This is a genomic window from Streptomyces sp. 135 (genome assembly GCF_020026305.1).
Classification (GTDB): Bacteria; Actinomycetota; Actinomycetes; order Streptomycetales; family Streptomycetaceae; genus Streptomyces.
The window spans coordinates 3,836,352-3,862,329 of the sequence record NZ_CP075691.1; the positions used below are offsets into that span (position 1 = coordinate 3,836,352).

A 25,978-nucleotide genomic window follows, 5' to 3' on the forward strand; every position below is an offset into this window, starting at 1 on the left:
GGCCCGGCACGGCCGCCCGGCGATCAGGCCGCCGCCCCCGTCAGCCGGTTCGCCAGCGTCGACATCGTGTACGTACCGATGCCGAGGACGACTTCGAGGGCGTTGCGCTCGGTGTGGCCCTGGGACAGGAACGCCTTCAGCTCCTCGTCACCGACGCCGCCCGCCGTCGCCAGCACGGCCAGCGTGAACTGCCGCACCGCTTCGAGGCGCACGTCCGGCAGCTCCCGCTGCTCGCGCAGGGCCGCCACCAGCTCCGGTCCCGCGCCCAGCTTGCGCAGCTTCCCCGTGTGCAGGGCCACGCAGACGTGGCAGTCGTTGCGGGCGGCGACCGTCATGATGACGACCTCGCGGGCCACGGGCTCCAGCGTCGTACGTTCGAAGGCGGCGCTCAACTCCAGGAAGCCGTTGAGCAGTTCCGGCGACTCGGCGAGCCGCGCCACGGCGTCCGGCAGCTGCCCGAAGGCCTGCGTCACCCGCTCCATGGCGGGGCGGGACGCGGCCGGCGCGCTCTGAACGGTGTGCTCGGTGAACCTGACGGACATGGCGTACCCCCTACTATCGACAACATGGTTGACGATGAGAAGGTAAACCAGGTTGACGAACGGCACAAGGGAAATGGCAGGGGGTACGAGCTGCCCCTCCTCCTCTTCGGCGGCTTCCGCACCCTCATCGACCGCCTCCACGCCGAACTCGCCCGCCAGGGCCACCCCGAGCTCCGCCCCGCCCACGGCTTCGCGATGCAGGCCATCGGCGCGGCGGGCGCCACCGCCAGCGAGGTCGGGCGCCGCCTCGGCGTCTCCAAGCAGGCCGCGGGCAAGACCGTCGACCGCCTCGTCGCCCTCGGCTACGCGGCCCGCACCGGCGACCCCGCCGACGCCCGCCGCAAGCTGATCCGCCTCACCCCGCACGGCCTCGACGCGCTGCGCCGCTCGGCGGTGGTCTTCGACCAGTTGCGGGCGGAGTGGGCGCAGGCCCTCGGGGCCCGGCGGCTCGGCGAGTTGGAGTCCGGCCTGCGCACGGTCGTCCCCCCGGACGCGCTCCGCCTCGACGCGGCGGGGTGGCTGGGCGGTTCGTGACCGGACGTGGCCTCGGCACCGTGCGTATCGTTGTACTGCGCGGCTGCACTCGACCGAGGGCGGCCGGGGAGGAGCGCCACGATGACCGTCGTAGAGACCGACAGGATCGCCATGGCCGAAGATGACGACGAGTGGGACTTGGACCGATGGTTCGAGTTGCCTCTTGCCTGGAGCCCACTCCACCCCGTTGGCTAGGGCCTCATGAAGTACACGCAGCTGGGACGCACGGGGCTCAAGGTCAGCCGGCTCACGCTCGGCACCATGAACTTCGGTCCGTTCACCAACGAACCCGACAGCCACTCGCTCATGGACACCGCGCTCGACGCGGGCGTCAACTACTTCGACACCGCCAACACGTACGGCCAGGGCGCGGGCAGGGGCCGCACCGAAGAGATCATCGGCACCTGGTTCACGCAGGGCGGCGAGCGGCGCGACAAGGTCGTGCTGGCCACCAAGGTGTACGGGCCCATGACCACCGACGGCGAGGCCGTCTGGCCCAACCACGACCGGCTCTCCGCGCTCAACATCCGCCGCGCCGTCGAGGGGTCGCTGCGGCGGCTCCAGACCGACTACATCGACATCTACCAGTTCCACCACATCGACCGGCACACGCCGTTCGAGGAGATCTGGCAGGCCGTCGACGTCCTGGTCCAGCAGGGCAAGATCCTCTACGCCGGGTCCTCCAACTTCCCCGGCTACAAGATCGCCCAGGCCAACGAGATCGCCGCCCGGCGCGGCACCTTCGGCCTCGTCAGCGAGCAGTGCCTGTACAACCTCGCCGTGCGCGACGCCGAGATGGAGGTGCTCCCGGCCGCCCAGGAGTACGGCGTCGGCGTCATCCCCTGGTCGCCGCTGCACGGCGGCCTGCTGGGCGGCGCGCTGAAGAAGCAGGAGGGGGCCCGCCGCAGCGGTGGACGGGCCGCCGCCGAGCTGGCCAAGCCGGAGGTGCGCGCGCAGGTCCAGGCGTACGAGGACCTGGTCGACAAGCACGGCCTGGAGCCCGGCGAGGTCGCGCTCGCCTGGCTGCTGACGCGGCCCGGGGTCACCGCGCCGATCGTCGGCCCGCGCACCGCCGAGCAGCTCGCCTCCGCGCTGCGCGCCGTCGAGCTGGAGCTGCCGCGGGAGCTGCTCGACTCGCTGGACGAGATCTTCCCCGGGCCGGGTCCGTCACCGGAGTCCTTCGCCTGGTAGCGGCCCCTGAGGGGTACGCGGGGCGGTCGCGTCCGGCTAGCCGCCGAACGCGGCCGCCACCGCCACCACGACGAACATCATCACGAGCACACCGGCCATGATCCGGTTCCTGGTCTTCGGGTCCACACCGTCGAGGTTAACCGGCCGCGTCCGGAAGCCGGGCGCCGCCTCCCAGCGGCCACCTCCCGACCGTCTCGTGGCGGGGCCGCTCCCCCGGCACACCGCTCTTCGGCAGCGTGCTGCGTACGAGGATCAGCTCGTCGACCGTCCAGGACGTGCCCGCGAAGGCGGCGAGGGCGTCGGCGTACGGCCGCAGGTCGGCCCCGCCTCCGCCGCGGGCCAGCGTCAGGTGCGGGCGGTAGTGCCGGGGCTCCTCCATCGCGATCCCCGCCTTGCGCGCCGCCGCGTCCGCCCGCCCGGCGAGGTGGCGCAGCGCGGCCGCCTCACCCGAGACGCCGGCCCACAGCACCCGGTCGCCGAAGTGCCCGCCGCCGCGCAGGGCGAGGGTGAAGGGCGGGGTGCGGTGCGCGGCCCGCGCCAGGCGGGCGGTGAGGTCGGGCAGGGTCTCCGGCGGCACCTCGGCCATGAACGCGAGCGTGAAGTGCCAGCTGTCCCGGGTGGCCCAGCGCAGCGCGCCGGAGCCGGGCAGGTCCCGCAACGCGGCGGTGACGGCGGCCAGTTCAGCGGTCACGGCGTCCGGCGGCCGCACCGCGGCGAAGAGTCTCATGCGGCGCATTCTCCCTGCACCCGGCGGGGCCGACGACGTCCCCGCCGTCATCGGATCCGAAGGCCGTCGCGATGATCGAGCGGTACCTGACGACGGGCGAGCCCTGGAGCGCCGAGATCGGTGGCGTAGTGGCGGGCACCTCCTGACCGCCGACCACCGCTTCGCGGGCCGGGGCATCGGCCGCGCGCTCCCGGTACACGCGGCGGAGTCGGGCGACAACTGTCCGGGCCAGGTCCTGGCCGGACGCGTCTGACCCGGACCCCGCACCGCTCCCCGGAAGGCCACGGCGGCGTCACGCCGCCGTGGCCAGTGCCCTTTCCCTCGGTTCTCTCGGCACGAACCGCACGTGCTGCCGGCCCCGGCGCAGGTCCACCTTCAGGCGGAGGTTCGCGGCGCGGGCCAGCATCAGGCCCACGCCGGCCGCGGCGACCGCACAGACCAGGCCGCCCACCGCCATGCTGATCCGGACGCCGTAGGCGTCGGCGAGCCAGCCGAAGAGCGGTCCGCCGAGCGGCGTGCCGCCGGTGAAGACCATCATGAACAGGGACATGACGCGGCCCCGCATCTCCGGGTCCGTCGCCATCTGGACCGAGGAGTTGGCGGTGACGTTCACCGTCAGGCCGAGGATGCCGATGGGCACGATCAGCGCGACGAACATCCACAGCTCGGGCGCGAACGCGGCCACGATCTGGAGCACGCCGAAGGCGATCGCCGCCCCGGCGAGCAGCCGCAGCCGCGAGGTGCCGCGCCGGGCCGCGAGGAGCGCCCCCGCCAGCGAACCGACCGCCATCAGCGTGTTGAAGAGCCCGTACATCCCCACGCCACCGTGGAAGACGTCGTCCGCGAAGGCGCTCATCCAGATCGGGAAGTTGAAGCCGAAGGTGCCGATGAAGCCGACGAGGACGATCGGCCAGATCAGCTCGGGGTGCCGGGAGACGTACGTGAGGCCCTCCCGCAGCTGCCCCTTGCCGCGCGGCTTGCGCGGGGTGGGGTGCAGCTCGGAGGTCCGCATGAGGAGCAGGCCGGTGAGCGGCGCGAGGAAGGACAGGCCGTTGGCGAGGAACGCCCAGCCGGGCCCGACGGCCGCGGTCAGCACGCTCGCCACGGCGGGGCCGATGAGCCGGGCGGACTGGAAGTTCGCCGAGTTCAGCGAGACGGCGTTGCGGACCTGGTCCGGCCCCACCATCTCGGACACGAAGGACTGCCGCGTCGGGTTGTCGACGACGGTGACGAGACCGGTGAAGAAGGCCGCGAGGTAGACGTGCCAGACCTGGACGTGCCCGCTGAGGGTGAGCGCGGCGAGGAAGAGCCCGCTGATGCTCATCGCGCCCTGGGTGCAGAAGAGCAGGCTCCGCTTGGCGAAGCGGTCGGCGATCACGCCGCCGTAGAGGCCGAAGAGCAGCATCGGCAGGAACTGCATGGCCGTGGTGATGCCGACGGCCGCCGAGGACCCGGTGAGGCTGAGCACCAGCCAGTCCTGGGTGATGCGGGCCATCCACGTGCCGGTGTTCGAGACGACCGCTCCGGTCGCGAAGAGCCGGTAGTTGCGGATCTTCAGCGAGCTGAACATCGAGGACTTGCGGCGGGCCGTTCCGGCCGTCTTGTCGAGGTTGGTCGGTGCGGGGGCGGAGTCTGCTCCGGATCCCGTACTCAAAGTGCGTTCGCCTCCTTTGGCGTACGAAGGGTCGGAAGGGTCACGAGCGTCGGACGAGGTTCACCGGTCACCCGTTCGGCGGCCGTCAAACCCGCGGTCACAGGTGCGCGAGCTTCTCCAGGACGGGCGCGGCGGCCCGCAGGCGCGCCCACTCGTCGTCGTCGAGGTGTTCGACCAGGCCGGCCAGCCAGGCGTTCCGCTTGCGGCGGCTCTCCTCGAGCATCGCCTCGGCGGTCTCGGTCTGGGTGACCACCTTCTGGCGGCGGTCCTCGGGGTGCGGCTCGAGCCGGACCAGCCCCTTGGCCTCCAGCAGGGCGACGATGCGGGTCATCGACGGCGGCTGCACGTGCTCCTTGCGGGCGAGCTCGCCCGGGGTGGCGCTGCCGCAGCGGGCAAGGGTGCCGAGCACCGACATCTCGGTGGGGCTCAGCGACTCGTCGACGCGCTGGTGCTTGAGTCGACGGGACAGGCGCATCACAGCGGAGCGCAGGGCGTTCACGGCGACGGCGTCGTCACCATGGGAGAGGTCCGGCATGTTCGTTAGAGTAACTCATTACCCTGGCTAAGGACCACTCGGTTTCCCTGATCCACTCCCGGCAAACCCGGTCACCACCCGTACGAGTGAGCCGGCCACGAAAGGAGAGGCGCCCCCCGGTCGTGTCCGGGGGGCGCCTCTCTCCGCTCTGCCGGGCCCTGCTGGCCCCGGCAGGCCTACGTCAGGTTCAGCGCCGGCATCAGGTAGTAGAAGGCGAAGACCGCCGACACCGCGTACATCGCGGCAGGCACCTCACGCCCCCGCCCGGCGGCGAGCCGCAGCACGGTGAACGTGATGAAGCCCATGCCGATGCCGTTGGTGATCGAGTACGTGAACGGCATCATCAGCATCGTCACGAACGCGGGGATGGCGATCGTCGGGTCGCTCCAGTCGATCTGCCGGATCGAGCCGGACAGGATCAGGAAGCCCACCGCGAGCAGCGCGGGCGTGGCCGCCTGGGACGGGACCATCGTGGCGACCGGCGTGAGGAAGAGCGCCACGGCGAAGAGGCCGCCGGTGACGACGTTCGCGAGGCCGGTCCGCGCACCCTCGCCGACGCCCGCCGTGGACTCCACGAAGCAGGTGGTGGCGGAGGCGGATGAGGCGCCGCCCGCGGCGACCGCGATGCCGTCGACGAAGAGCACCTTGTTGATGCCGGGCATGTTGCCGTTCTCGTCGGTCAGCTTGGCCTCGTCGCCGATGCCCATGATCGTGCCCATGGCGTCGAAGAAGGTCGAGAGCAGCACGGTGAAGACGAACAGGACGCCGGTCAGGACGCCGACCTTCTCGAAGCCGCCGAACAGGCTGAGGTCGCCCACGAGCCCGAAGTCCGGCGTCGAGACGGGGTTGCCCGGCCACTTCGGGGTGGTCAGGCCCCAGGACGGCACCTTCGCCACCGAGTTGATGATCATCGCGACGATGGTCATCACGACGATGCTGATGAGGATGGCACCCGGCACCTTGCGCACGATCAGCGCCAGCGTGAGCAGCACGCCGAGCACGAAGACCAGGACCGGCCAGCCGTTGAGGTGGCCGTCGCCGCCGAGCTGGAGCGGCACGGTGGTGTGGGCGGCGTCCGGCATGCGCGAGACGAAGCCGGAGTCGACGAGGCCGATCAGCATGATGAACAGGCCGATGCCGATCGCGATGCCCTTGCGCAGGCCGAGCGGCACGGCGCTCATCACGCGCTCCCGCAGCCCGGTCGCGACGAGCAGCATCACGACGAAGCCCGCGAGGACGACCATGCCCATGGCGTCGGGCCACGACATGCGCGGCGCGAGCTGGAGGGCGACGACGGTGTTCACGCCGAGGCCCGCGGCGAGCGCGATCGGGACGTTGCCGATGACGCCCATCAGGAGCGTGGTGAAGGCGGCGGTGAGCACGGTCGCGGTCACCAGCTGCTCGTTGTCGAGCTGGTGCCCGTACATGTCCTTCGCGCTGCCCAGGATGATCGGGTTCAGCACGATGATGTAGGCCATCGCGAAGAAGGTGGCGAAGCCGCCGCGGACTTCCCTGACCACGGTGGAACCGCGTTCCGTGATCTTGAAGAAGGCGTCGAGACCGCCCTGCGGGCGCTTCGGGGCCTCTTTACCGGCGTCGACCGGGGCACTGGCCGAGGGGGACATGGGGAACCTCGTGACTTGTATATTCGTACGAAAACAACCGGCCATTCATAAGCCGTTTCAGTATGAATACATGAGGGGGAAATCGCTATCTCCGCGCGTAGACCCCTGCCGGACAAGGGGTGTGGGCGGTGTGGGGCCCGCCTCGTAAGCTGTCCCCATGGAGAAGTGGACCCCCAAGCACGAGGCGCCGGAGCCCCTGGAGGGCCCCGTGGTCGCCACCATCACCGGAGGCACGATCCTCTGGTTCGTCCTCTTCCTCGTCCAGCTCCCGTTCTACGGCTGGTTCGACGACCGCGACGCCACCTGGTGGGTGTGGACGTGCCTGGCCGGCGCCGGCCTCGGCCTCATCGGCATCTGGTACGTACGGGTGCGCGACGCCGCTATCAAGAGGGCGAAAGTCACCGAGTCCCGGTAGTCCGTCCGACCACGGGACCGGACGTGTCCTACCGTGGTCGGATCTTCGGGGCATTCGAGGGGTGAAGCCCCGTCACCACCCTTACCGTCGAATGCATGACGCATATCGACGCGGGCGCCGAACTCGACCCGGTCCACCCGGTGCCACCCCCCGTGGGGCGGCCCAAGGGCCTGAGCTCCGCCGAGGTCGCCGAGCGGGTGGCCCGCGGCGAGGTCAACGACGTACCGGTACGCAGCTCACGCTCCCTCGGCGAGATCGTCCGGGGCAACGTCTTCACCCGGTTCAACGCGATCATCGGCGTGCTCTGGGTGATCATGCTCTTCGTGGCGCCGATCCAGGACAGCCTCTTCGGCTTCGTGATCGTCGCCAACACCGCCATCGGCATCATCCAGGAGTGGCGCGCCAAGAAGACCCTGGACTCCCTCGCGCTCATCGGCGAGGCCAGGCCGACCGTGCGGCGCGACGGCAGGGCCGCCGAGATCTCCACCTCCGAGATCGTCCTCGGCGACCTGGTGGAGCTGGGGCCCGGCGACAAGATCCCGGTCGACGGCGAGGCCGTGGAGACCGACAGCCTGGAGATCGACGAGTCGCTGCTGACCGGTGAGGCCGACCCCGTCGTCAAGAAGCCCGGCGACCGGATGATGTCCGGCTCGTTCGTGGTCGCGGGCGGCGGTTCCTTCACCGCCACCAAGGTCGGCCGCGAGGCGTACGCCGCGCAGCTCGCCGAGGAGGCCTCCCGCTTCACGCTCGTCCACTCCGAGCTGCGCTCCGGCATCTCCACGATCCTCAAATACGTGACGTGGCTGATGGTCCCGACCTCCATCGGCCTGGTGATCTCCCAGCTCGTCGTCAAGGACGACAACTTCAAGGAGTCCATCGCCTACACCGTGGGCGGGATCGTCCCCATGATCCCCGAGGGGCTCGTGCTCCTCACCTCCGTCGCCTTCGCGATCGGCGTCATCCGGCTCGGCCGCCAGCAGTGCCTCGTGCAGGAGCTCCCGGCGATCGAGGGCCTGGCCCGCGTCGACACGGTCTGCCTGGACAAGACCGGCACCCTCACCGAGGGCGGCATGGACGTCACCGAGCTGCGCACCCTAGACGGCGGCGACGAGTCCTACGTACGCAAGGTCCTCGGCGCCCTCGGCGAGTCCGACCCGCGGCCGAACGCCTCGCTCCAGGCGATCATCGACACCTACCCCGACAGCGAGGAGTGGCGCTGCACCCAGTCGCTGCCCTTCTCCTCCGCCCGCAAGTACAGCGGCGCCTCCTTCAGCGAGGGCGACGGCACCACGTCCGCCTGGCTGCTCGGCGCGCCCGACGTGCTGCTGCCCGACGACGACCCGTCCCTCGCCGAGATCGAGGAGCTCAACCAGCAGGGCCTGCGGGTCCTGCTCCTCGCCCGGGTGGCCGGTGACCTCGACGCCGCCGACGTGGCCGACGGGGCACGGGCGACCGCCCTGGTCGTCCTGGAGCAGCGGCTGCGCCCCGACGCCGCCGACACCCTGCGCTACTTCGAGGAGCAGGACGTCGCCGCCAAGGTCATCTCCGGCGACAACGCGGTCTCGGTGAGCGCGGTCGCGGGCAAGCTCGGGCTGCCGGGTGCCGCGAACACCGTGGACGCGCGGCGGCTGCCCGCCGAGCGGGAGGAGATGGGACAGGCCCTCGACGACAACTCCGTCTTCGGCCGGGTCACCCCGCAGCAGAAGCGCGACATGGTGGGTGCCCTCCAGTCACGCGGCCACACGGTCGCGATGACCGGCGACGGCGTGAACGACGTACTGGCCCTGAAGGACGCCGACATCGGGGTCTCGATGGGCTCGGGCTCGGAGGCCACGCGGGCGGTCGCCCAGATCGTGCTGCTCAACAACAGCTTCGCGACGCTGCCCTCGGTGGTCGCGGAAGGCCGCCGCGTCATCGGCAACATCACGCGCGTCGCCACGCTGTTCCTGGTGAAGACCGTCTACTCGGTCATCCTCGCGCTGCTCGTGGTCTGCTCGCAGGTCGAGTACCTCTTCCTGCCCCGGCACCTGACGCTGCTCTCCACGCTGACCATCGGCGTCCCGGCCTTCTTCCTGGCGCTCGCCCCCAACAAGGAGCGCGCGCAGCCGCACTTCGTCCGCCGGGTGATGCGGTACGCGATCCCGGGCGGCGTCATCGCGGGCGTCGCGACCTTCACGACGTATCTGCTGGCCCGGCACCACTACGAGGGCGCGGGCGCGCGGGAAGCCGAGACCAGCGCGGCCACCCTGGCGCTGTTCCTGATCGCCATGTGGGTGCTCGCCATCATCGCCCGCCCCTACACGTGGTGGCGGATCGGCCTCATCGGCGCGATGGGTCTCGGCTTCCTGCTCGTGCTGACCGTGCCCTGGCTCCAGGACTTCTTCCAGCTGAAGCTGGTGGGCACGACGATGCCGTGGGCGGCGGTCGCGATCGCGGCGGTGGCCTCGCTGGCCATCGAGGTCATCTACCGCTGGGTGGACCGCCGCGTCCCGGCGTAGCCCGTACTGCCGTGGCTACTGGACCTTCCGTGACTACTGGACGTCGATGAAGTCGCTGGTCGCCGTCACGGCCGGGGTGGTGGACGTGCCGGCGAAGGAGTAGCGGAAGTAGCCGTCGGCGGAGGCCGTGACGGTGGTCTTCAGGGCGCCCTTGGAGCCGGACTTCACCGTCTTGACGGTGGAGTACGTGCTGGCGCCCTTCTTCTTGAACTGGAGCTTCACGGACTGGCTGGTGTAGCCCGCGTACTTCGCGGTGTCCCAGTTGGCGCGGGTCAGGGCGCCGGTGACCGTGATGGTCCTGCCCTTCTTGACCGGCTCCGGGGAGGCGTTGGTGGTCAGCTTGGCGGCCCGCTTCACCGAGACGTTGCTCGCGTAGGTGTCCCGGATGACGTAGTCGCCGTCCTTGGCCTGGGCGCCCGCCCAGACCTTCCACTTGCCGGCGAGGATGTTGCCGTAGATGTTCGTCTTCGGGTCGGCGACGACCTTGATGGTGCAGGTGCCCGTGGTGGCGTTGACGGCCTTGCAGTCGGCGGCCTCGTCCTCGTCCGGGACCATGGACCCGTCGATCTCGTCCGCGGTGAACTTCGAGCCGTGCCACAGGAGCGCGGCGCCGTCCTTGATGCCGCTCGGGTCCGTGGCGGTGACGGTGATGGTGACCGTCTTCTTGGCGGAGGTGCCGACCACGATGTCCTTGCCGCCGTTGACGGTGACCTTCGTGATCTTGGTGTCGCCCACGGTCTCGTCCGCCGGGCCCTTCTGGGAGAAGGTGGTGAGGTTCGGGACCTTCGGGGCGTCGGTGGCCTGGGCGGCCGGAACAGCCAGTGCGGACAGGGCCAGGGTGCCGGTCAGTACGGCCACGGTGGCACGGATGCGCATGTGTTTCCCCAAGTGGAGAAGGGGGCCTCACGGTGCGTTCGCCGTCACGCGAGGCCCAAGTGATCTAGGAGTCTGTTGACTCGCAAGATCAGACCCGCGACAGGGGCGAACGGTTGTACGACGGATGAAGATTCTACGACCAGACCGCGGAGTGTCACGTTCCGCCCCGTTCTGCCCCGGCCGCAGGGGCGGAACACGGCACTCCGCGCGTCGGTGCGTCAGTCGAACCAGCGGTCCCGCGCCAACTCCGCCGTCCGCGAGGGGTCTTCGAGCAGCGCCGCCACCTCGAAGCGCCGGGGCCACTGCCCCGCCGCCCAGGCGAGCCCGGCCGCCACCCCCTCCAGGGTCGCCGCGTGCACGGCGCCGTCCGGGGTGCGCCGCCAGTCCAGCTCCACGCCGCCCGCGACCAGTTCGTCATGCTCGACGTACGTCCGCGGGGTCGCCGCCCCCAGCAGGATCCGCACCGGTTCCGGCACCGCCCGCTCGACGCCCTGCCCCGCGGGCTCGACGGCCGCCGTCTCGCTGAGCCTGCGCACCTGGAACAGCTCCGCGAGATCCCCGGCCTTGCGCGGGTCGACGGGCAGCAGCGCCACGCCGCCCGCCAGCGGCAGCAGATCGGGGGCGTCGGCGACCACCGCGTCCGCCGCGTCGACCACCACGACCTCACCGTCCACCACCGCGCGCACCTCGTCCGGGAGCGTCACCTGCTCCGGGTCGAGGTCGGCCAGCGCGCCGTACAGCGCGTGCAGCTGCGCGGCGGAGACGGTCCGCTCCGGATCCGCGAGCCGGTCGAGCAGCTCGGCGGCGCCGCCCGGCTCGGCGAGCAGCGCGGCCACGGAGGTGCGTACGCCAAGGGCCCGCAGCACCTGCTCGTCGCCGAACCCGGAGGCGTCCGCAGCGTCATACAGCCCCACCAGGAGCGGATCGCCGCCCTCCGCGCGCAGCCCGGCCGGGCGGCGGCCGCCGAGGACGGGATGGCCGCGCAGCCACCAGGCCGTGTACGAACGGACGGTCTGTGTCGTGCCGTCCGGCAGCAGCACGCGCAGAGGCTGGGTCAGCGCGTCACGCAGCGGCGGGCGCGAGAGCATGGCGAGCGCCTGCGGCCAGCGGTCGTCGTCGACCAGGTCCAGGTCCCGCACGGCGACGATCTCGGTGGCCACCGGCGGCACCGGCGTGTCCGGCAGCCGGTCCAGCAGGTCCTCGCACCACACGTCCACGGCGTCCAGGAGGCCGGCGTCGTCCGGTTCGGCGAAGTCGCCCTCGCGGGGCTCCAGCTCGTCGGGGTCGAGGACGACATCGGTGGCCCGCACCAGCGCGAAGGTGGCGAGCACCCCGCAGGCGGCCAGCGGCTGCTCGCCCCAGCGGTCCGCCAACTCCTGGTCCACGAGCGCCAGTTCGTCGTCCCGCATGACCTCGGCGAAGGCGCTGCCGGGCAGGACGAGTTCACCGGCGGGCGCGAGTTCGCCGTCCTCGTCGGGCAGGGCGAGCGCGCCGAGCCACGGCTCGTCGCCCGGCGAGAGGTTCGCGTCCCGCGCCAGCGCCAGGACGACGTCCGCGAGCTCCTCGGCGTCCAGGGCGTCCTCGTCCCAGGTGTCGTCGTCGAGGGAGGCGGCGACCGCCGCGCGCACCTGCGGCGTGGTCAGGACGGCGCGGGGCGTGGCGGGCAGCGCGCCCAGCTTTTCCAGCAGCGGGTGGGCGGCGTCGGGGTGGGCGACCTTCAGGCCGAGCCGGGCCAGGGAGGCGGGGTCGCGCTCATCGCCGGACGCGGGCAGCAGCACCTGGCGCGGCCCGATCGTCGTCCGCCCTCCCCCAGAGCCGAAAGCCTGGGAGGTGCCCCCGGCCAACGGCACCGGAAGCCCCGAGAGCCGCTCCGGGTCGAGACCGGCGAGGGTGTCGTACAGCCGCCACCACCAGCCCGGTTCACGCTCCAGACCCGCGAGGCGGTCGATCGCCTCCGTCAGCGGGACGCGGGCGACACCCAGGGTGCGCAGCTCGGCCCGGCGCTCAAGGCCCGCGGGCAGCAGGCTCGGCAGCACCTCGGCGAGCACGCGCACGGTGTCGGCGCCCGCGCCCTCCACGACCTCCGCGTCCCGGGGCCGCAGGGCCTCGGGCAGCTCGTCCTCGTCCTCCTCGCGGCGGGGCAGGGCGGGCGGCAGGAAGGCGGCGCGCGGCAGCCGCTCCAGGACGGCCTGGCGCAGCGCGCCGTCGAGCTCGCTGCGGCCCAGCGGTCCTGGCACGAGCCCGATGATCCCCTCGGTCACCGGCCGCCAGGCGGTGAGGAGTTCGACGTACGCGTCCGCCGCCCGCTGCACGAGGAAGTCGGTCAGCGGCCCGGGCGCCGCGTGGCGCCGGGCGGTGTCCAGCGGGAGGGAGGCGATGAGCAGCGCCGGTACGCCAAGCGGCTCGTCGCTCGGGGTCGGGGCGTGCAGGACGGGGGCGGTGCGGGGACGCTGCGGGGCGCCGTCGGCGTCGGCGGGCACGGCCCAGGTGACCGACCAGTGCGGGCGCAGCCGCTCCTCGACGGGCCGGTCCTTCAGCAGCGCGGCGTCGAGCGGGCCCTGGCGGACGACGGTGCGCCAGCGGGTCGTGCCGTCACGGCTGTCCTCGACGACGGTGTACGGGTCCTCGGTGCGGCGGCGCAGGGTGCGCACACCGCCGTCCGGCGTCTCGACACAGACCTCGTCCAGGCCGGGCAGGGCGAGCAGCAGCGCGTCGTCGATCCCGTCGAGCAGCCGGGTGACGAGGTCCTCCGCGGCGGCGTCGCGCAGCGGCAGGATGACGACGGTGTCGTACCCCTCCGGGGCGATGCCCTCCGCGGCCAGCGGCAGCCGCAGCAGCGGGACGTGGCCGTCCCTGCGCCGGATCTCGTCGCCGAGGCCGGGGCTGAAGCGGGCGGTCTCCGCGGCCAGTTCCCGCGCCTCCGACAGGGACCAGCGGACGCCGCCGGTACGGCCCACGACGGCGGGCTCGTCACTGACGGCGAGCACGGCGGCGAAGCCCACGCCGAACCGGCCGACGCTCTGTCCCCGCTGGGCCAGGGTCTCCTCCCGCTTCGCGGAGGCGCGCAGGGTGGACAGGGACTCCACCCCGGCGGCGTCGAGCGGCGCGCCGCGGTTCGCGGCGGCGAGGACGCCGTCGCGCAGCGTCAGGGCCAGGCGCCCGGGGACGCCCGCGCGGGCGGCGGCGTCGGAGGCGTTCTGGGCGAGCTCGACGACCAGGCGGTCGCGGTAGCCGCCGAGGGCGAGGTCCTCCTCGGCGTTGGCGTCCTCGCGGAAACGGGCCGGGGCCGCCGCCCACGCGTCGAGGACTCCGCGGCGGAGGCGGGCGGTGCCGAAGGGGTCCGTACCTTCGGCCGCCGGCCGCACGGTCTTGCTCACGGTCGTCTCTCCTTGGCGGTCGCACTGCGCTGGACGGGTGGCGCCGGGCATGCCCCGGCTCACCTTCCACTGTCGGCCGGGGTTGCCGTGGGGGCGAACGGTACCGCGTCCTGGTGGGGGGCCTGGGGGGGTGCGGGCCGGGCTCCGTGGGGCGGGGGGTACGGCTCTGTCTCGGGTGCGGGTGCCTCGGGGTTGCTCGCGCAGTTCCCCGCGCCCCTGAGGGGGGTGGGGCTCCGCCGCGCCGACCCGCGCCGGCGCTGCACCGCCCCCGGCCGGTCCGAGGCGCCCCGCCAGAACCCGCTAGCTGTGGCCCAGGTCCTCGCTCGGCCCCTCCAGCGTCACCGAGCCGGAGTCCGCCGAGGGCCGCAGCGGCAGTACGTCCACCCGCGTCTCGTCCAGGACCGGCGGCGCCGGCCGGGGCGGCTTCGGCATGACGGCGGCCTCCGAGTGGCCCCCGCAGCCGTACGACAGGGAGACGACATGGCCATCCGCGGGGCCGAACTCGTTGGCGCAGATGCCGAAGGCCTGGCCCAGCGAGCCGCCGATGGCCACCAGGAAGCCGCAGCTGACGCAGGCCGCGGGTGCCGCTTGGGCCATCGGGGTCTTCGCGCCGTGCGTCTCCTCCCAGCGGTCGGCGGCGACATGCAGCCCGTACCGCGAGAGGACCCGCGCGCGGCGCATGCCCAGCTCGTCGGCGACGGCCGCGATGGAGCCCCGCGCCGGCGCCATCGGCAGCTCGGCGGGCGACCCGGCCGTGACCTCGGCGTCCTCGGCCTCGACGAGCTCCGCCATCTGCTCCGAGACGATGGAGTTCGGCGGCGGCTCCTCCTCACCCGTGAAGCCGGGCTCCAGGCGCAGGTCCTCGGCGTCGGTCGGCAGCAGGTCGCCGGGGCCCATGTCGCCCGGGCGCAGCCGCTCGCTCCACGGCACCCACTCGGGGGCGAGGAGGGCGTCGGGGCCCGGCAGCAGCACCGTCTCGTCGAGCGTGACGACCTTCGCCCGCGAGGCACGGGCCACCGTCACCGCCCAGCGCCAGCCGCGGTAGCCGAACTCCTTGCACTCGAAGAGGTGCGTGACGACGCGGTCGCCCTCGACGACGACCTCGACATGCTCACCGACCACACCGGGCGCGGCGGCCTCCTCGGCCGCGGCGCGCGCCAGGCCGACCGCCTCGGCGCACAGGCGGTCGGGGGTACGCGGGGTGCGCGGGGTACGGCTTCGCGTTGTCGCTGCGCTCACAGGTATCGCTTCTCTCCTACGCCGTCTCACGAGTGCGCCACCTTTACGCGGGGGGCGGACGGAGCGGACCTGGGGGCCGCGTCAACGTCCGCGCCCGACGTCCTCGGGCGCACCTACGTCACCCATTCTGCGGGATGACCGAGAGGCGCGCGGCCAAGAACAACCGCCGCAGGCGCGCTACGCACGCTACCTTCTCCCGGCCCCTGGGCCTACACCGACGTACGCGCCGCCCCGCCGGGCCCCTCTTCGCGCGGCCGCCCGCGAGGACACCGCGGCACGGCTCACAGCGGGTATCCGTACTAGTAGGGCCCCCAAGGGGGCACTATGACGGGGTGGCCCGCACCAGGTCGACGTCCGTGGAAACCGTCTCGCCGGGACCGGCGCGACGGGCCGCGCGTGCGCTGGGGCGGGCGCTGCACCTGCCTTTCACCGGCACGGCCCGCGGCATCCGAAAAGCGACCCATGCCCACGGCGCGGGCGAGTCGGGCCTCGGGAAGCTGATCGAGCTGCACGCGGTGAACGGCGCGGGCGACGTCATGGTCACCGTCGCGCTCGCCTCCACCGTCTTCTTCTCCGTGCCGACGGACGAGGCGCGCGGCCGCGTCGCGCTCTACCTCGCCATCACGATGGCGCCCTTCACACTGCTCGCCCCCGTCATCGGCCCGCTCCTGGACCGCGTCCCGCACGGCCGCCGCGCCGCGATGGCGGGCGCGATGCTGGCCCGCGCCCTGCTCGCGCTGGTGCTCTCGGGCGCCGTCGCCACCGGCAGCGTGGAGCTGTATCCGGCGGCGCTCGGCGTCCTGGTGGCCTCGAAGGCGTACGGCGTGGTGCGAAGCGCTGTCGTACCGCGTCTGCTGCCACCCGGGTTCTCCCTGGTGAAGGCGAACTCCCGGGTGACCCTCGGCGGTCTCCTCGCGACGGCCGTGGCGGCGCCGGCCGGCGCCGGGCTCCAGGCCCTCGGCCCGCGCTGGCCGCTGTACGGCGCGTTCGTGATCTTCGTATCGGGGATGTTCCTGTCGTTCTCGCTGCCCCGCAAGGTCGACTCGGCCAAGGGGGAGAGCAAGGCGCTGCTCGCCGCCGACGAGGAGCACCTGCATCTGCACGCCCGCTCCGAGGCCGCCGCCGACACCACCCGCAAGGGGCTCCTCGGGCTGCGTACGGTCGGCCCGGCCGTCACCCACGCCCTGGCCGTGAACGCCGCGCTGCGCTGTCTGTCGGGCTTCCTCATCTTCTTCCTGGCGTTCCTGCTGCGCGAGCATCCGCTGGGCGGGCAGAGCGCCGCCGTCTCGCTCGGGATAGTGGGCGTGTCGGCGGGCGCGGGCAACGCGCTCGGCACGGCCGTGGGCGCCTGGCTGAAGTCACGGGCCCCCGAATTGATCATCGTGACCGTCGTCGCGGTGGTGCTGGGCGTGGCGATCACCTCCGCGGTGTTCTTCAGCCCGGTGGCGGTCGCCTGTCTCGGCGCGTGCGCGGGCTTCGCGCAGGCCCTCTCCAAGCTGTCGCTGGACGCGCTGATCCAGCGGGACGTCCCGGAGCAGGTCCGCACCTCCGCCTTCGCCCGCTCCGAGACGCTGCTCCAGGTCGCCTGGGTGATCGGCGGCGGCGTCGGCATCGCCCTGCCGCTCAACGGCTCGCTCGGCCTGACGGTGGCCGCGGGGATCGTGGCGCTCGGCTGGCTCTCGACCGTGCGGGGACTCCTCGCGACGGCCCGTCGCGGCGGGCCCCGCGGCGCCCGGGTCGTGTGAGGGCGCGGGCGGGTGCGCGCCGCGCCCACGACCCCCGCGTAACAGCACCCCCCGGCGTGCCCGATAGCCTTCGCCCATGACCTCCCAGCGTTCCTCGGCGCGTCGGCGCCGCTCCGTCGCCGCCCTTGGCGCCGTCTCCGCCGGACTCCTCGTCCTCTCGGCCTGTGACAAGCCGACGCCGCTGGCCACCGTGACGGTCGGCAGCGACTCGGTGCACACGGAAGCCTCCTGCTACAACGACGGCAAGGAGCTCAAGCAGTCGCAGCTGAAGTCCTGCCTCCAGGACAAGGACGTGAAGACCGTCAAGGTCGACCCCGACGAGAAAGTCCGCTTCGGCGTCGACCCGGAGGTCGCCGAGAAGGGCTGGACCCTCCTCATGAACGGCCAGCCGCTGACCGAGGCCAGCAAGAAGACGTACGTGGTCATCCCCGGCAGCGTCTTCTTCAACCAGCAGTACGGCGGCGGCGGCGACAAGTCGACCGTCAGCCTCCTCGAAGGCGGCAAGGGCGGTACGCAGAAGGCCACGGGCCTGTGGTCGTTCAAGTTCAAGAAGGACTCCTGACCTCCGGTCCGGTGCTCCACCCGCGTGTCCTGGTGGCCACCGCCGTCCCCGCCGAACGGGACGCGGTGGCCCGCGCGCTGTCCGCCCCCGCGCCGTGGACGCCGTGGCCGTGGGCGTGGGCCCGGCGGCCGCCGCGGCGGGCACGGCCACCGCGCTCGCCCGGGCCGCAGCCGAGGGCCGGCCCTACGGCCTGGTCGTCTCGGCGGGCATCGGCGGCGGTTTCCCGCCGGACGCCCCCGTGGGCTCCCTCGTCGTCGCCGACGCGATCACCGTCGCCGACCTGGGCGCGCAGACCCCGGACGGCTTCGCGCCCGTCACGGAACTCGGCTTCGGCGCCGTCACCCGTCTCCCGCCGCGTTCCCTCGTACAGGAGACCGCCGACGCCTGCGGTGCCGCGACCGGCACCGTCCTGACCGTCTCCACCGTCACCGGCACCGCCGAGCGCGCCGCCGAGCTGCGGCTGCGCCACCCGCGCGCCCTCGCCGAGGCGATGGAGGGTTTCGGTGTCGCCGAGGCGGCCGTCCTGCACGGCCTGCCGGTCCTGGAGGTCCGCGCGGTCTCCAACCCCGTCGGCCCGCGGGACCGCGCGGCCTGGCGGATCGGCGACGCGCTGGCCGCGCTGAGCGACGCGTTCGGGAAGTTCGCGCCGGTACTGGAGAGTTGGAACCCCCATGACCACACCCATGACTGAGACCGGGTCGTCGCCGCTGCGCATCGCGTACTCGCCCTGCCCCAACGACACGTTCGTCTTTGACGCGTGGGCGCACGGCCGGGTGCCCGGCGCCCCCGAGCTGGACGTGACGTTCGCGGACATCGACATCACCAACGGCATCGCCGAGCGCACGGCGACCTCGGCGCAGGCCGCCTCCGACGCGGACCTGGACGTCCTGAAGGTCTCGTACGCCGTCCTGCCCTACGTCCTCGACACGTACGCGCTGCTGCCCTGCGGCGGCGCGCTCGGCCGGGGCTGCGGGCCCCTGGTCCTGACCCGGGAGCCCGGGGTGGACCTGACGGGCAGGACGGTCGCCGTGCCGAGCGAGAAGTCGACGGCGTACCTGCTCTTCCGGCTCTGGGCGGCGGACACGCTCGGCGGCGCGGGCGTCGGCGAGATCGTCGTCCTGCCGTTCGACCAGATCATGCCCGCGGTGCGGGACGGCAAGGTCGACGCGGGCCTGGTCATCCACGAGGCCCGCTTCACCTATCAGAACTACGGCCTGCACCGCCTCGCCGACATGGGCGAGCACTGGGAGGCGACGACGGGCCTGCCGATCCCGCTGGGCGCGATCATCGCGAAGCGGAGCCTCGGCCCGGCGGTCCTCGATCGGCTCGCGGGGGCGGCCCGCGCATCGGTCCGCATGGCCTGGGACGACCCCGAGGCGTCCCGCCCCTACGTCCTCGAGCACGCGCAGGAGATGGACCCCGCGGTCGCGGACCAGCACATCGGCCTGTACGTCAACGAATTCACGGCGGACCTGGGCGAGGACGGCTACGCGGCCGTGCGGGGCCTGCTGACGCGGGCCGCGGCCGAGGGACTCGTACCGGCCCTGCGGCCGGACGCCCTGGCGTTTCCGTGAGACGCCGGGCGGGCCGCGAAGCCCGCCCGGCACACAGGGGCGCGGCTACACGTCCAACTGGTCGGCGACCGCCCGCAGCAGGCCGGCGATCTTCGCGCCCGACGCCTTGTCGGGGTAGCGGCCCTTCTCCAGCATCGGCGTGATGTTCTCCAGGAGCGTCGTCAGGTCCTGGACGATCGACGCCAGTTCGTCCGGCTTGCGGCGCTGCGCGGCCGCGACCGACGGGGTCGGGTCGAGAATCGTGACGGAGAGTGCCTGGTCGCCGCGCTGCCCCGCGACCACACCGAAATCCACGCGCTGGCCGGGCTTGAGTGTGTCGACGCCGGCGGGCAGTACGGAGGAGTGCACGAAGACGTCGCCGCCGTCGTCGCGGGAGAGAAAGCCGAAGCCCTTCTCGCTGTTGAACCACTTGACCTTGCCGGTAGGCACGTGAAGTCCTCGTCCTCGTACTCGTCGTACTCGTCTATGCCGGCCCGCCCCATCGGGAGACGACAGGGCGAAAACGGCTCTGGATAGCACTACAGCGGGTCGCCCGACCCGCCGGGACCAAGACTATTGGTCCGGGAGCCGGTGACAAGACGTCCCCGATCTCTTCCTTCGGGTTCCTCCTTCGGGCTGGGAACTACCCTGGTGGGGTGCGTGACAAAACCCAAACGAATTCAGCCGGGCCCGGCGACGGAATGGTCCGGATCGGAGCGATCGTCTTCTTCGTCGGCGCCGTGGCCACACTGGTCACGGTGGCCCCGCTGTTCCTCGGCACCGATCCCTTCCCGCCCCTCGCCTACGCGGTGTGCATGCTGATGGGCGTCGGCTTCCTCATCGCGGCCGCGGGCGTCCTGCGCGGCATCGCCGTGCAGCGGCGGCAGGCCAGGTCGGCGGCCGGCTAACCGCGCCCGGTGGCGTACGCGTCGAACCAGGCCCCGAACTCCGTCAGCCCGCCGAGGACCACGTCGGCGCCCGCCGCGCGCAGTTCCGCTGCGTCACACGGCCCCGTCGCCACCGCGACGGACAGCGCGCCCGCCGTACGCGCGCCGCGTACGTCGCCGGTGTGGTCGCCGACGTACACGGCCGCCTCGTGCTCACGCAGCGCCACGGCCTTTGCCTCCGCCCAGAGCCAGCCGATGACGGCGTCGGCCTCGATGCCGAGGTGCGCCAGGTGCAGCTTCGCGTTCGGCTCGTGCTTGGCGGTCACCACGATCGCGCGGCCGCCGCGCGCGCGGACCGCGGCCACCGCCTCGCGGGCGCCGGGCATCGCGAGCGTCGGCGCGATGGCGTATGTGGGATAGATCTCACGGTAGCGGTCGCCCATCTCCTGGATCCTCTCCTCGGGGAACCAGTACCGCAGCTCCTGCTCCAGCGGCGGCCCGAGGCGCGTGACGGCCAGCTCCGCGTCGATGTACGTCCCCGTCTCCGCGGAGAGCGCCTGGTAGGCGGCCTTGATGCCGGGCCGGGAGTCGATCAGGGTCATGTCGAGGTCGAAGCCGACGGTCAGCGCGCGTGAGGTCATGGTTCCCATTCTGCCGAGGCGGCCTCCCGGCCCACCTAGACTTAGCCAAGCCTTACCAACATTCCGTTTCCGCACTCCGAAACGAGCTCAGCCGATGCGTGTGCCCGTCCGACGTGCCGCCGTGCTGACGGCGGCCGTCGTGGCCCTGCTGCTCGCCGTCCTGCTCAGCCTCGCCGTCGGCGCCCGCGCCATCGCACCCTCCGCGGTGTTCGACGCGCTGCTGCACGGCGGGCAGAGCGACTCCGCCGAAGTGGTCCGTGAGATGCGGGTGCCGCGCACCGTCATCGGCCTGATGGTCGGGGCGGCGCTCGCGCTGGCCGGGACGGTGCTCCAGGGCATCACCCGCAACCCCATCGCCGACCCCGGCATCCTCGGCATCAGCCAGGGCGCCTCGGTGGGTGTGGTCATGGCCATCGCCTTCGCCGGTGTCCACACGCTGACCGGCTACGTCTGGTACGCGTTCGTGGGCGCCGGCCTCGCGTCGGTCGCCGTGTACGCGATCGCGTCCGGCGGGCGGGGCGGGGCGACGCCCGTGAAGCTGGCGCTCGGCGGCGCCGCCGTCAACGCCCTGCTGGTCTCGGTGACCACGGCGATCCTCACCACCAGGGCGTCGGCGCTCGACGAGTTCCGGTTCTGGCAGGTGGGGTCGCTCTCCGGGCGCGACTCCGAGATCGTCGGCCAGATCTGGCCGTTCCTCCTCGTGGGCCTGGTGCTCGTCCTCGCGGTCGCGCGGGGCCTCGACGCGCTGGCGCTCGGCGAGGACGTGGCCAAGGGCCTCGGCCAGAACGTGGCGGCGGTACGGATCGTGGGCGGCCTCGGCGCGACGGTCCTCACCGGCGCGGGAGTCGCCGCCGCCGGTCCCATCGCCTTCATCGGCCTCGCCGTCCCGCACATCGCCCGCGCGATCGTGGGCAGCGACCACCGCTGGGTGCTGCCGATGGCGGCGGTACTCGGCCCCGTGATGCTGCTCGTCTCCGACACCGTGGGGCGGGTGATCTTCCCGCCCAGCGAGGTGCCGGCCGGAGTGATGACCGCGCTGATCGGTGTGCCGTTCCTCGTGACCCTGGTGCGCCGGAAGGCGGTGGCGGCGTGAGCCTCGTGTCGACCCCGGTCAGGCCGGCCGGATACGCCGTCGTACGCCTGGGCAAGGCGGCCTTCCTCCTGCACCGGCGCGCCGCCCTGGTCGCCCTCGGCCTCGGTGTGCTGCTCGCCGCGAGCTGCCTGGCGTACCTCTGCGTCGGCGAGTCGTACGTCCGTCCCGTCGAGGCCCTGAAGGTCGTCCTCGGACAGCCCTCCGCGGACGAGCTGGTGGTCGGCACGCTCCGCGAGCCCCGCATGGTCGTGGGCCTCCTGGTCGGCGCCGCGTTCGGCGTGGCGGGCGGGCTCATCCAGACCGTCGCCCGCAACCCACTGGCCAGCCCCGACATCATCGGCATCAGCCAGGGCGCGAGCGCGCTGACCGTCGGCGCGATGACCTTCGGGATCACCTCGTACACGGTCCTGCCCTACCTCTCCGTCATCGGCGGCATCGCGGCGGCCGCCCTCGTGTACGTCTTCGCGTGGCGCGGCGGCCTGCACGCCACCCGCTTCGTGCTCATCGGCATCGGCTTCGCCATCGCCCTGCGCTCGGTGACGACGCTCTTCATGACCAAGGGCGACTACCTCGTCGCCCAGCAGGCACAGATCTGGATGACGGGCTCCCTCAACGGCCGCGGCTGGGCGGAGGCCGACCCCCTCGCGCTGACGCTGCTCGCACTCCTGCCCTTCATGTTCTGGGCGGCCCGCGCGCAGCGCTCGGTCACCATGGACGACGACACGGCGACGGCCCTCGGGGTGCGCCTGGGGCACGTACGCCTCGGCCTCGTCCTGCTCGGCGTCGTCCTCGCCTCGGTGGCGACCAGCGCCGCGGGCCCCGTCGACTTCGTGGCGCTCCTGGCCCCGCAGATCGCCCGCCGCCTCACCCGCACCGCCCAGATCCCGCTGCTGTGCTCGGCGCTGACGGGCGCGCTGATCGTGGTCCTCGCCGACCTCCTCGCCCGCCGCGTCTTCTCGCCCACGGAGCTGCCGGTGGGCGTCCTGACGGCGGCGGTCGGCGCCCCGTACCTGATCTGGCTGATCGTCCGCAGCCGTTCCGTCCGCAATGGAGGCACCTCGTGACTGCCCGCCTTACGGCCCGCGAGCTGACCCTCGCCTACGAGGACCGCACGGTCGTCGACCGCCTCGACCTGGCGGTCCCCGACGGCGAGGTCACGGTGATCGTCGGCCCCAACGCCTGCGGCAAGTCGACGACGCTACGGGCGCTCGGCCGCCTCCTGAAGCCGAGGACCGGCGCGGTCCTGCTCGACGGTGAATCCCTGGCCAAACTCCCCACCAAGCGGATCGCCCAACAGATCGGCCTGCTCCCCCAGACACCCGTCGCACCCGAGGCGATCACGGTCGCCGACCTCGTCGCGCGCGGCCGGCAGCCGCACCAGCACTGGTGGCAGCAGTGGTCCGACGAGGACGAGAAGGCGGTCACGGAGGCGATGGAGCGCACCGACGTGTCCGCGCTCGCCGAACGCTCCGTCGACGAACTCTCCGGCGGCCAGCGCCAGCGCGTGTGGATCGCGATGGCCCTCGCCCAGGAAACCGACCTGCTCCTTCTGGACGAGCCGACGACCTACCTGGACATCTCCCACCAGGTCGAGGTCCTCGACCTGGTACGCCAGCTCAACCACGACCGGGGCCGCACGGTCGTGGTCGTCCTGCACGACCTCAACCAGGCCGCGCGGTACGCCGACCACCTCGTCGCCATGAAGAGCGGCGAGGTCGTCGCCGAGGGCCCCCCGTCCCAGATCGTCACCGAGGAGCTCGTGGGCGAGGTCTTCGGCCTCCAATGCGTGGTGGTTCCCGACCCCGTGACCGGCTCCCCCCTGGTAGTCCCCGGGGCCCCGTGGTCCGCGCCCACGCCCGCCCGCACCACAACCTCCGCATAGCCGCACGAAAGGCACCCCATGAACCACTCCCACTCCCCCTCTCCCTCCTCCCCCTCCCCGCTGCGCCGCCGCGCGCTCCTCACCGGCTCCCTGGCCCTGACCGGGGCGCTCGCGCTCAGCGCCTGCGGATCCTCGGACTCCGGCTCCGGCGAGGGCTCCGGCTCGGGCAAGACCCACACCGTCAAGACGGCCATGGGTGACGTGCGGGTGCCCGTCAGCCCGAAGCGGGTCGTCGTCCTCGACACCGCCGAGCTGGACTCCGCGATCTCGCTCGGCGTCAAGCCGGTCGGCTCCACGCACGTCGAGGCGGAGTCGGGCTTCCTGAGCTACCTGCCGAAGGACAAGGTCAGCGGCATCAAGGACGTCGGCGAGATGCTGAACCCCAACATGGAGGCCATCGCCGCGCTCGACCCGGACCTGATCCTCACCTCGAAGATCCGGCACGCCGCCAAGTACGACCAGCTCAAGAAGATCGCACCGACCGTCATGACGGAGACGACCGGCTACCCCTGGAAGGAGAACTTCCAGGTGCACGCCGACGCGCTGGGCAAGAAGGCCGAGGCGCAGAAGGTCGTCTCCGACTACCGGGCGCACGCCGGGAAGGTCACCGAGGCCATCGGCGGCCCCGCGAAGGCCAAGGCGACGAAGGTCAACGTCATCCGCTTCATGGAGGGCGCCGACATCCGCCTCTACGGCGAGCAGAGCTACATCGCCACGATCCTCAAGGACGTCGGCCTCGGCCGCGCGCCGATCTCCGCGAAGGCGAAGGACGGCTTCTCCTACGACCTCTCCCCCGAGAAGATCGACCTCGCGGACACGGACGTCATCTTCCGGTCGACGTACGGCGACCCGAAGAAGGCCAAGCAGACGCAGACCGTGGGCAGCGGCCTGTGGAAGAACATGAAGGCGGTGAAGTCGGGCAACGTCCACACCGTCGAGGACGAGCTGTGGATCCAGGGCATCGGCTACACGGCGGCGGACAGGATCCTGGACGAACTGCAGGCGGACCTGACGAAGAAGAAGTAAGCGAAGAAGTAGACGAAAGGCAGAGGAAGAAGTAGACGCGGAAGCAGACCCGCCCTACGGCCGTCGCCGCTGCGACCTCCACACCAGGAAGAGCGCGGAGGCGACGGCCGCGCCGCGCAGCACCCAGGGCCACGCCTCGCCGATGGCATCGCTCATGTGCCCGTCCGGGATCGACTCGCCCCACTTGTCCGCCGTACGCCCCCACAGCCAGGTGAGTCCGCCGGCCACCGCGAGCCCCGGCATGCCGAACACGGCCCACTTGACCTCGGCGCGGGTGAGCCGGCGCGACAGGTAGGCGATGAGCCAGCCGCCGCCGAGGGCGGGCAGGCTGCCGAGGACGGCGCCCGCGAGGAGCAGGGCCGCGGCGAGCAGGAGCAGGGGGTTGATGAATCCGGCGCCGTCGCCGCGGGCGGGCAGCCGGGGCAGCCAACGCCGCCGGTGCGCTTCCTCGACGGGCTCCTCGGTGAACTCCTCCCGCGCCTGAGCGGCTTCGTCGCCGGGGGTGTCGTCGTCGGGGGAGGGCGGGGGCTTCAGTATCTCGGGGATCTCCACGCCGCCGACGAAGCCGGGGACGGTGTCGCCGCCGCCGAACGGACTGCTGTCCAGGCGCCACCAGTCGGGCTCGGAGCCGCTGGGGCCCAGTTCGCCGGAGCCGGCGAGGTGGGGTGGCGAGGGCCTTTCCACGAGGTCCTGCGGCACGTCCTTGGGGGCGCGCCGGGGCCGGGGCACGAGCCGCCACCCGTCCTTGCCGCCGGGCTGCCGCGGGGTGCGCTGCGTGGGGAGGGCCGGGCGGGGCTTGGGGGGCTCCTGTACGTCTGCGTCACCGGGGGCGGTGCCGTCCGCCCCGTCCACGATCTCCTCCGGGGTGCCGAGGCCGGCGAGGATGCGGCGGATGGCGGCGGGGCTGTCGGTCGCGGCGGCGCGGCTGCGGTCGATCCGGGCGCGGAGGTCTGCGACCAGGCGCATGCGGGCGGCCGAGGGCAACTGCCGCTGCTGGGCCAGGTCTCCGACCCGGCTCAGATAGTCGTAGACCAGCTGGTCGCTCTCGATCCCCACGAAGTCCCCTCCGGGGCGGCTGCGTTGCCCTCCGACGGTACCGGTTCCGCGGGGGTGCGCCGCAACACGCCCCCGTCACCCGGCGGTATCCCCTACCCCGCCGCTCCGCGCCGGATGTCTCCCACCCACCCGCCCGTTACTCGGCGTCGAGATGTCGGGGTAGGGGCAGGGAGGGACGGGGCACCGCCCACAGTCGAATGCGACCCCGAGGGGAACAGGGGAACAGGAGAACAAGGGCCGATGACGCCCCGCAGCTGCTCGCGCGCGGCCGAGGGAGACATGAGCCGACGACCGCCCGCAGTCACCCACGCACCCGAGAG

Annotated in this window: 23 protein-coding genes and 1 pseudogene; 13 read left to right on the forward strand and 11 right to left on the reverse strand. The window is 72.5% G+C overall.

All coding sequences use genetic code 11. The annotated features are described in order from the left end of the window. Positions 1–23: 23 nt before the first annotated feature. Positions 24–542 carry a carboxymuconolactone decarboxylase family protein gene (locus KKZ08_RS17160; protein WP_223775295.1) on the reverse strand — a complete coding sequence of 173 codons (519 nt, stop codon included), beginning with the start codon at positions 540–542 and terminating at the stop codon, positions 24–26. Positions 543–566: 24 nt separating this feature from the next. On the opposite strand from KKZ08_RS17160, the gene KKZ08_RS17165 reads away from it, so the two are divergent. Beyond that, entirely contained in the window at positions 567–1,076 is a 510-nt protein-coding gene (locus KKZ08_RS17165) for a MarR family winged helix-turn-helix transcriptional regulator (protein WP_223775296.1), read from the forward strand. Positions 1,077–1,277: 201 nt separating this feature from the next. Further along, positions 1,278–2,267, forward strand: a complete 990-nt coding sequence (locus tag KKZ08_RS17170; protein ID WP_223775297.1) for an aldo/keto reductase — start codon at positions 1,278–1,280, stop codon at positions 2,265–2,267. Between the two features lie 136 nt (positions 2,268–2,403). Here KKZ08_RS17170 and thpR read toward each other — a convergent pair whose 3' ends face one another. From thpR to KKZ08_RS17190, 4 genes are all read right to left on the reverse strand, one after another. Next, positions 2,404–2,994 carry an RNA 2',3'-cyclic phosphodiesterase gene (thpR, locus tag KKZ08_RS17175; protein ID WP_223775298.1) on the reverse strand — a complete coding sequence of 197 codons (591 nt, stop codon included), beginning with the start codon at positions 2,992–2,994 and terminating at the stop codon, positions 2,404–2,406. Positions 2,995–3,286: 292 nt separating this feature from the next. After that, positions 3,287–4,648 (reverse strand): MFS transporter, encoded by a 1,362-nt coding sequence (locus tag KKZ08_RS17180; RefSeq protein ID WP_223775299.1) that lies wholly within the window; start codon positions 4,646–4,648, stop codon positions 3,287–3,289. Positions 4,649–4,745: 97 nt separating this feature from the next. Beyond that, positions 4,746–5,183, reverse strand: a complete 438-nt coding sequence (locus KKZ08_RS17185) for a MarR family transcriptional regulator (protein WP_127910828.1) — start codon at positions 5,181–5,183, stop codon at positions 4,746–4,748. Between the two features lie 176 nt (positions 5,184–5,359). Continuing rightward, positions 5,360–6,808, reverse strand: coding sequence for an NCS2 family permease (locus KKZ08_RS17190; RefSeq protein WP_223775300.1), 1,449 nt, complete (start codon positions 6,806–6,808; stop codon positions 5,360–5,362). Positions 6,809–6,965: 157 nt separating this feature from the next. On the opposite strand from KKZ08_RS17190, the gene KKZ08_RS17195 reads away from it, so the two are divergent. Both KKZ08_RS17195 and KKZ08_RS17200 read left to right on the forward strand, forming a co-directional pair. Beyond that, a complete protein-coding gene (locus KKZ08_RS17195) occupies positions 6,966–7,223 on the forward strand; it encodes a DUF2530 domain-containing protein (RefSeq protein WP_223775301.1) in 258 nt (85 codons plus the stop codon). A gap of 95 nt (positions 7,224–7,318) precedes the next feature. After that, positions 7,319–9,721 (forward strand): HAD-IC family P-type ATPase, encoded by a 2,403-nt coding sequence (locus KKZ08_RS17200; protein ID WP_223775302.1) that lies wholly within the window; start codon positions 7,319–7,321, stop codon positions 9,719–9,721. A 33-nt stretch (positions 9,722–9,754) separates the two neighbouring features. Here the strand turns inward: KKZ08_RS17200 and KKZ08_RS17205 are convergent, their stop codons facing one another. From KKZ08_RS17205 to KKZ08_RS17215, 3 genes are all read right to left on the reverse strand, one after another. Then, positions 9,755–10,597: a DUF5707 domain-containing protein gene (locus KKZ08_RS17205; protein WP_223775303.1), complete on the reverse strand. Its 843-nt coding sequence runs from the start codon at positions 10,595–10,597 to the stop codon at positions 9,755–9,757. Positions 10,598–10,815: 218 nt separating this feature from the next. Then, entirely contained in the window at positions 10,816–13,974 is a 3,159-nt protein-coding gene (locus KKZ08_RS17210) for a molecular chaperone Hsp90 (protein WP_223775304.1), read from the reverse strand. Positions 13,975–14,274: 300 nt separating this feature from the next. Continuing rightward, a complete protein-coding gene (locus tag KKZ08_RS17215; RefSeq protein ID WP_223775305.1) occupies positions 14,275–15,213 on the reverse strand; it encodes a DUF3027 domain-containing protein in 939 nt (312 codons plus the stop codon). Between the two features lie 356 nt (positions 15,214–15,569). Between KKZ08_RS17215 and KKZ08_RS17220 the strand changes: the two genes are divergently transcribed. The 4 genes and pseudogenes from KKZ08_RS17220 (at position 15,570) to KKZ08_RS17235 (ending at position 19,094) form a co-directional block, all read left to right on the forward strand. Then, positions 15,570–16,958 carry an MFS transporter gene (locus KKZ08_RS17220; protein WP_223779090.1) on the forward strand — a complete coding sequence of 463 codons (1,389 nt, stop codon included), beginning with the start codon at positions 15,570–15,572 and terminating at the stop codon, positions 16,956–16,958. A 76-nt stretch (positions 16,959–17,034) separates the two neighbouring features. Next, entirely contained in the window at positions 17,035–17,520 is a 486-nt protein-coding gene (locus KKZ08_RS17225) for a DUF2771 domain-containing protein (protein WP_223775306.1), read from the forward strand. A gap of 32 nt (positions 17,521–17,552) precedes the next feature. Then, positions 17,553–18,211, forward strand: a pseudogene (locus KKZ08_RS17230) (futalosine hydrolase). Next, positions 18,204–19,094, forward strand: coding sequence for a 1,4-dihydroxy-6-naphthoate synthase (locus KKZ08_RS17235; protein WP_223775307.1), 891 nt, complete (start codon positions 18,204–18,206; stop codon positions 19,092–19,094). The pseudogene KKZ08_RS17230 and the gene KKZ08_RS17235 overlap by 8 nt, the downstream one beginning before the upstream one ends. Before the next feature lie 45 nt (positions 19,095–19,139). On the opposite strand, the gene KKZ08_RS38845 is transcribed toward KKZ08_RS17235, so the two are convergent. Next, on the reverse strand, positions 19,140–19,523 hold the full coding sequence (locus KKZ08_RS38845; protein WP_276573896.1) for a cold-shock protein: 384 nt from the start codon (positions 19,521–19,523) through the stop codon (positions 19,140–19,142). A gap of 206 nt (positions 19,524–19,729) precedes the next feature. On the opposite strand from KKZ08_RS38845, the gene KKZ08_RS17245 reads away from it, so the two are divergent. Next, positions 19,730–19,981 carry a hypothetical protein gene (locus KKZ08_RS17245; protein WP_223775308.1) on the forward strand — a complete coding sequence of 84 codons (252 nt, stop codon included), beginning with the start codon at positions 19,730–19,732 and terminating at the stop codon, positions 19,979–19,981. Here KKZ08_RS17245 and KKZ08_RS17250 read toward each other — a convergent pair. Continuing rightward, complete coding sequence (locus KKZ08_RS17250) at positions 19,978–20,601, reverse strand: HAD hydrolase-like protein (RefSeq protein ID WP_223775309.1); 624 nt, start codon at positions 20,599–20,601, stop codon at positions 19,978–19,980. The genes KKZ08_RS17245 and KKZ08_RS17250 overlap by 4 nt on opposite strands. A gap of 94 nt (positions 20,602–20,695) precedes the next feature. On the opposite strand from KKZ08_RS17250, the gene KKZ08_RS17255 reads away from it, so the two are divergent. From KKZ08_RS17255 to KKZ08_RS17270, 4 genes are read left to right on the forward strand one after another with little or no spacing between them, the layout of a single operon-like run. Beyond that, the gene (locus KKZ08_RS17255) at positions 20,696–21,694 is read left to right on the forward strand and encodes an iron ABC transporter permease (RefSeq protein WP_223775310.1); all 999 of its coding nucleotides are present in this window, start codon (positions 20,696–20,698) and stop codon (positions 21,692–21,694) included. Beyond that, the gene (locus tag KKZ08_RS17260; RefSeq protein ID WP_223775311.1) at positions 21,691–22,758 is read left to right on the forward strand and encodes an iron ABC transporter permease; all 1,068 of its coding nucleotides are present in this window, start codon (positions 21,691–21,693) and stop codon (positions 22,756–22,758) included. Before KKZ08_RS17255 ends, KKZ08_RS17260 begins: the two co-directional genes overlap by 4 nt. Beyond that, positions 22,755–23,576: an ABC transporter ATP-binding protein gene (locus KKZ08_RS17265; protein WP_223775312.1), complete on the forward strand. Its 822-nt coding sequence runs from the start codon at positions 22,755–22,757 to the stop codon at positions 23,574–23,576. Before KKZ08_RS17260 ends, KKZ08_RS17265 begins: the two co-directional genes overlap by 4 nt. A gap of 18 nt (positions 23,577–23,594) precedes the next feature. Then, on the forward strand, positions 23,595–24,602 hold the full coding sequence (locus KKZ08_RS17270; RefSeq protein WP_223775313.1) for an iron-siderophore ABC transporter substrate-binding protein: 1,008 nt from the start codon (positions 23,595–23,597) through the stop codon (positions 24,600–24,602). 54 nt (positions 24,603–24,656) lie between these two features. On the opposite strand, the gene KKZ08_RS17275 is transcribed toward KKZ08_RS17270, so the two are convergent. After that, positions 24,657–25,658, reverse strand: coding sequence for a hypothetical protein (locus KKZ08_RS17275; protein ID WP_223775314.1), 1,002 nt, complete (start codon positions 25,656–25,658; stop codon positions 24,657–24,659). Between the last annotated feature and the right edge of the window lie 320 nt (positions 25,659–25,978).

Excerpts from the sequence above, each read along its gene's own strand:
- KKZ08_RS17205 (WP_223775303.1), bottom strand. The coding sequence starts at position 10,597 with ATGCGCATCCGTGCCACCGTGGCCGTACTGACCGGCACCCTGGCCCTG.
- KKZ08_RS17165 (WP_223775296.1), top strand. The coding sequence starts at position 567 with ATGGTTGACGATGAGAAGGTAAACCAGGTTGACGAACGGCACAAGGGA.
- KKZ08_RS17255 (WP_223775310.1), top strand. The coding sequence starts at position 20,696 with ATGCGTGTGCCCGTCCGACGTGCCGCCGTGCTGACGGCGGCCGTCGTG.
- KKZ08_RS17170 (WP_223775297.1), top strand. The coding sequence starts at position 1,278 with ATGAAGTACACGCAGCTGGGACGCACGGGGCTCAAGGTCAGCCGGCTC.
- KKZ08_RS17235 (WP_223775307.1), top strand. The coding sequence starts at position 18,204 with ATGACTGAGACCGGGTCGTCGCCGCTGCGCATCGCGTACTCGCCCTGC.
- thpR (WP_223775298.1), bottom strand. The coding sequence starts at position 2,994 with ATGAGACTCTTCGCCGCGGTGCGGCCGCCGGACGCCGTGACCGCTGAA.
- KKZ08_RS17250 (WP_223775309.1), bottom strand. The coding sequence starts at position 20,601 with ATGACCTCACGCGCGCTGACCGTCGGCTTCGACCTCGACATGACCCTG.
- KKZ08_RS17190 (WP_223775300.1), bottom strand. The coding sequence starts at position 6,808 with ATGTCCCCCTCGGCCAGTGCCCCGGTCGACGCCGGTAAAGAGGCCCCG.
- KKZ08_RS17185 (WP_127910828.1), bottom strand. The coding sequence starts at position 5,183 with ATGCCGGACCTCTCCCATGGTGACGACGCCGTCGCCGTGAACGCCCTG.
- KKZ08_RS17270 (WP_223775313.1), top strand. The coding sequence starts at position 23,595 with ATGAACCACTCCCACTCCCCCTCTCCCTCCTCCCCCTCCCCGCTGCGC.
- KKZ08_RS17225 (WP_223775306.1), top strand. The coding sequence starts at position 17,035 with ATGACCTCCCAGCGTTCCTCGGCGCGTCGGCGCCGCTCCGTCGCCGCC.
- KKZ08_RS17160 (WP_223775295.1), bottom strand. The coding sequence starts at position 542 with ATGTCCGTCAGGTTCACCGAGCACACCGTTCAGAGCGCGCCGGCCGCG.
- KKZ08_RS17200 (WP_223775302.1), top strand. The coding sequence starts at position 7,319 with ATGACGCATATCGACGCGGGCGCCGAACTCGACCCGGTCCACCCGGTG.
- KKZ08_RS17195 (WP_223775301.1), top strand. The coding sequence starts at position 6,966 with ATGGAGAAGTGGACCCCCAAGCACGAGGCGCCGGAGCCCCTGGAGGGC.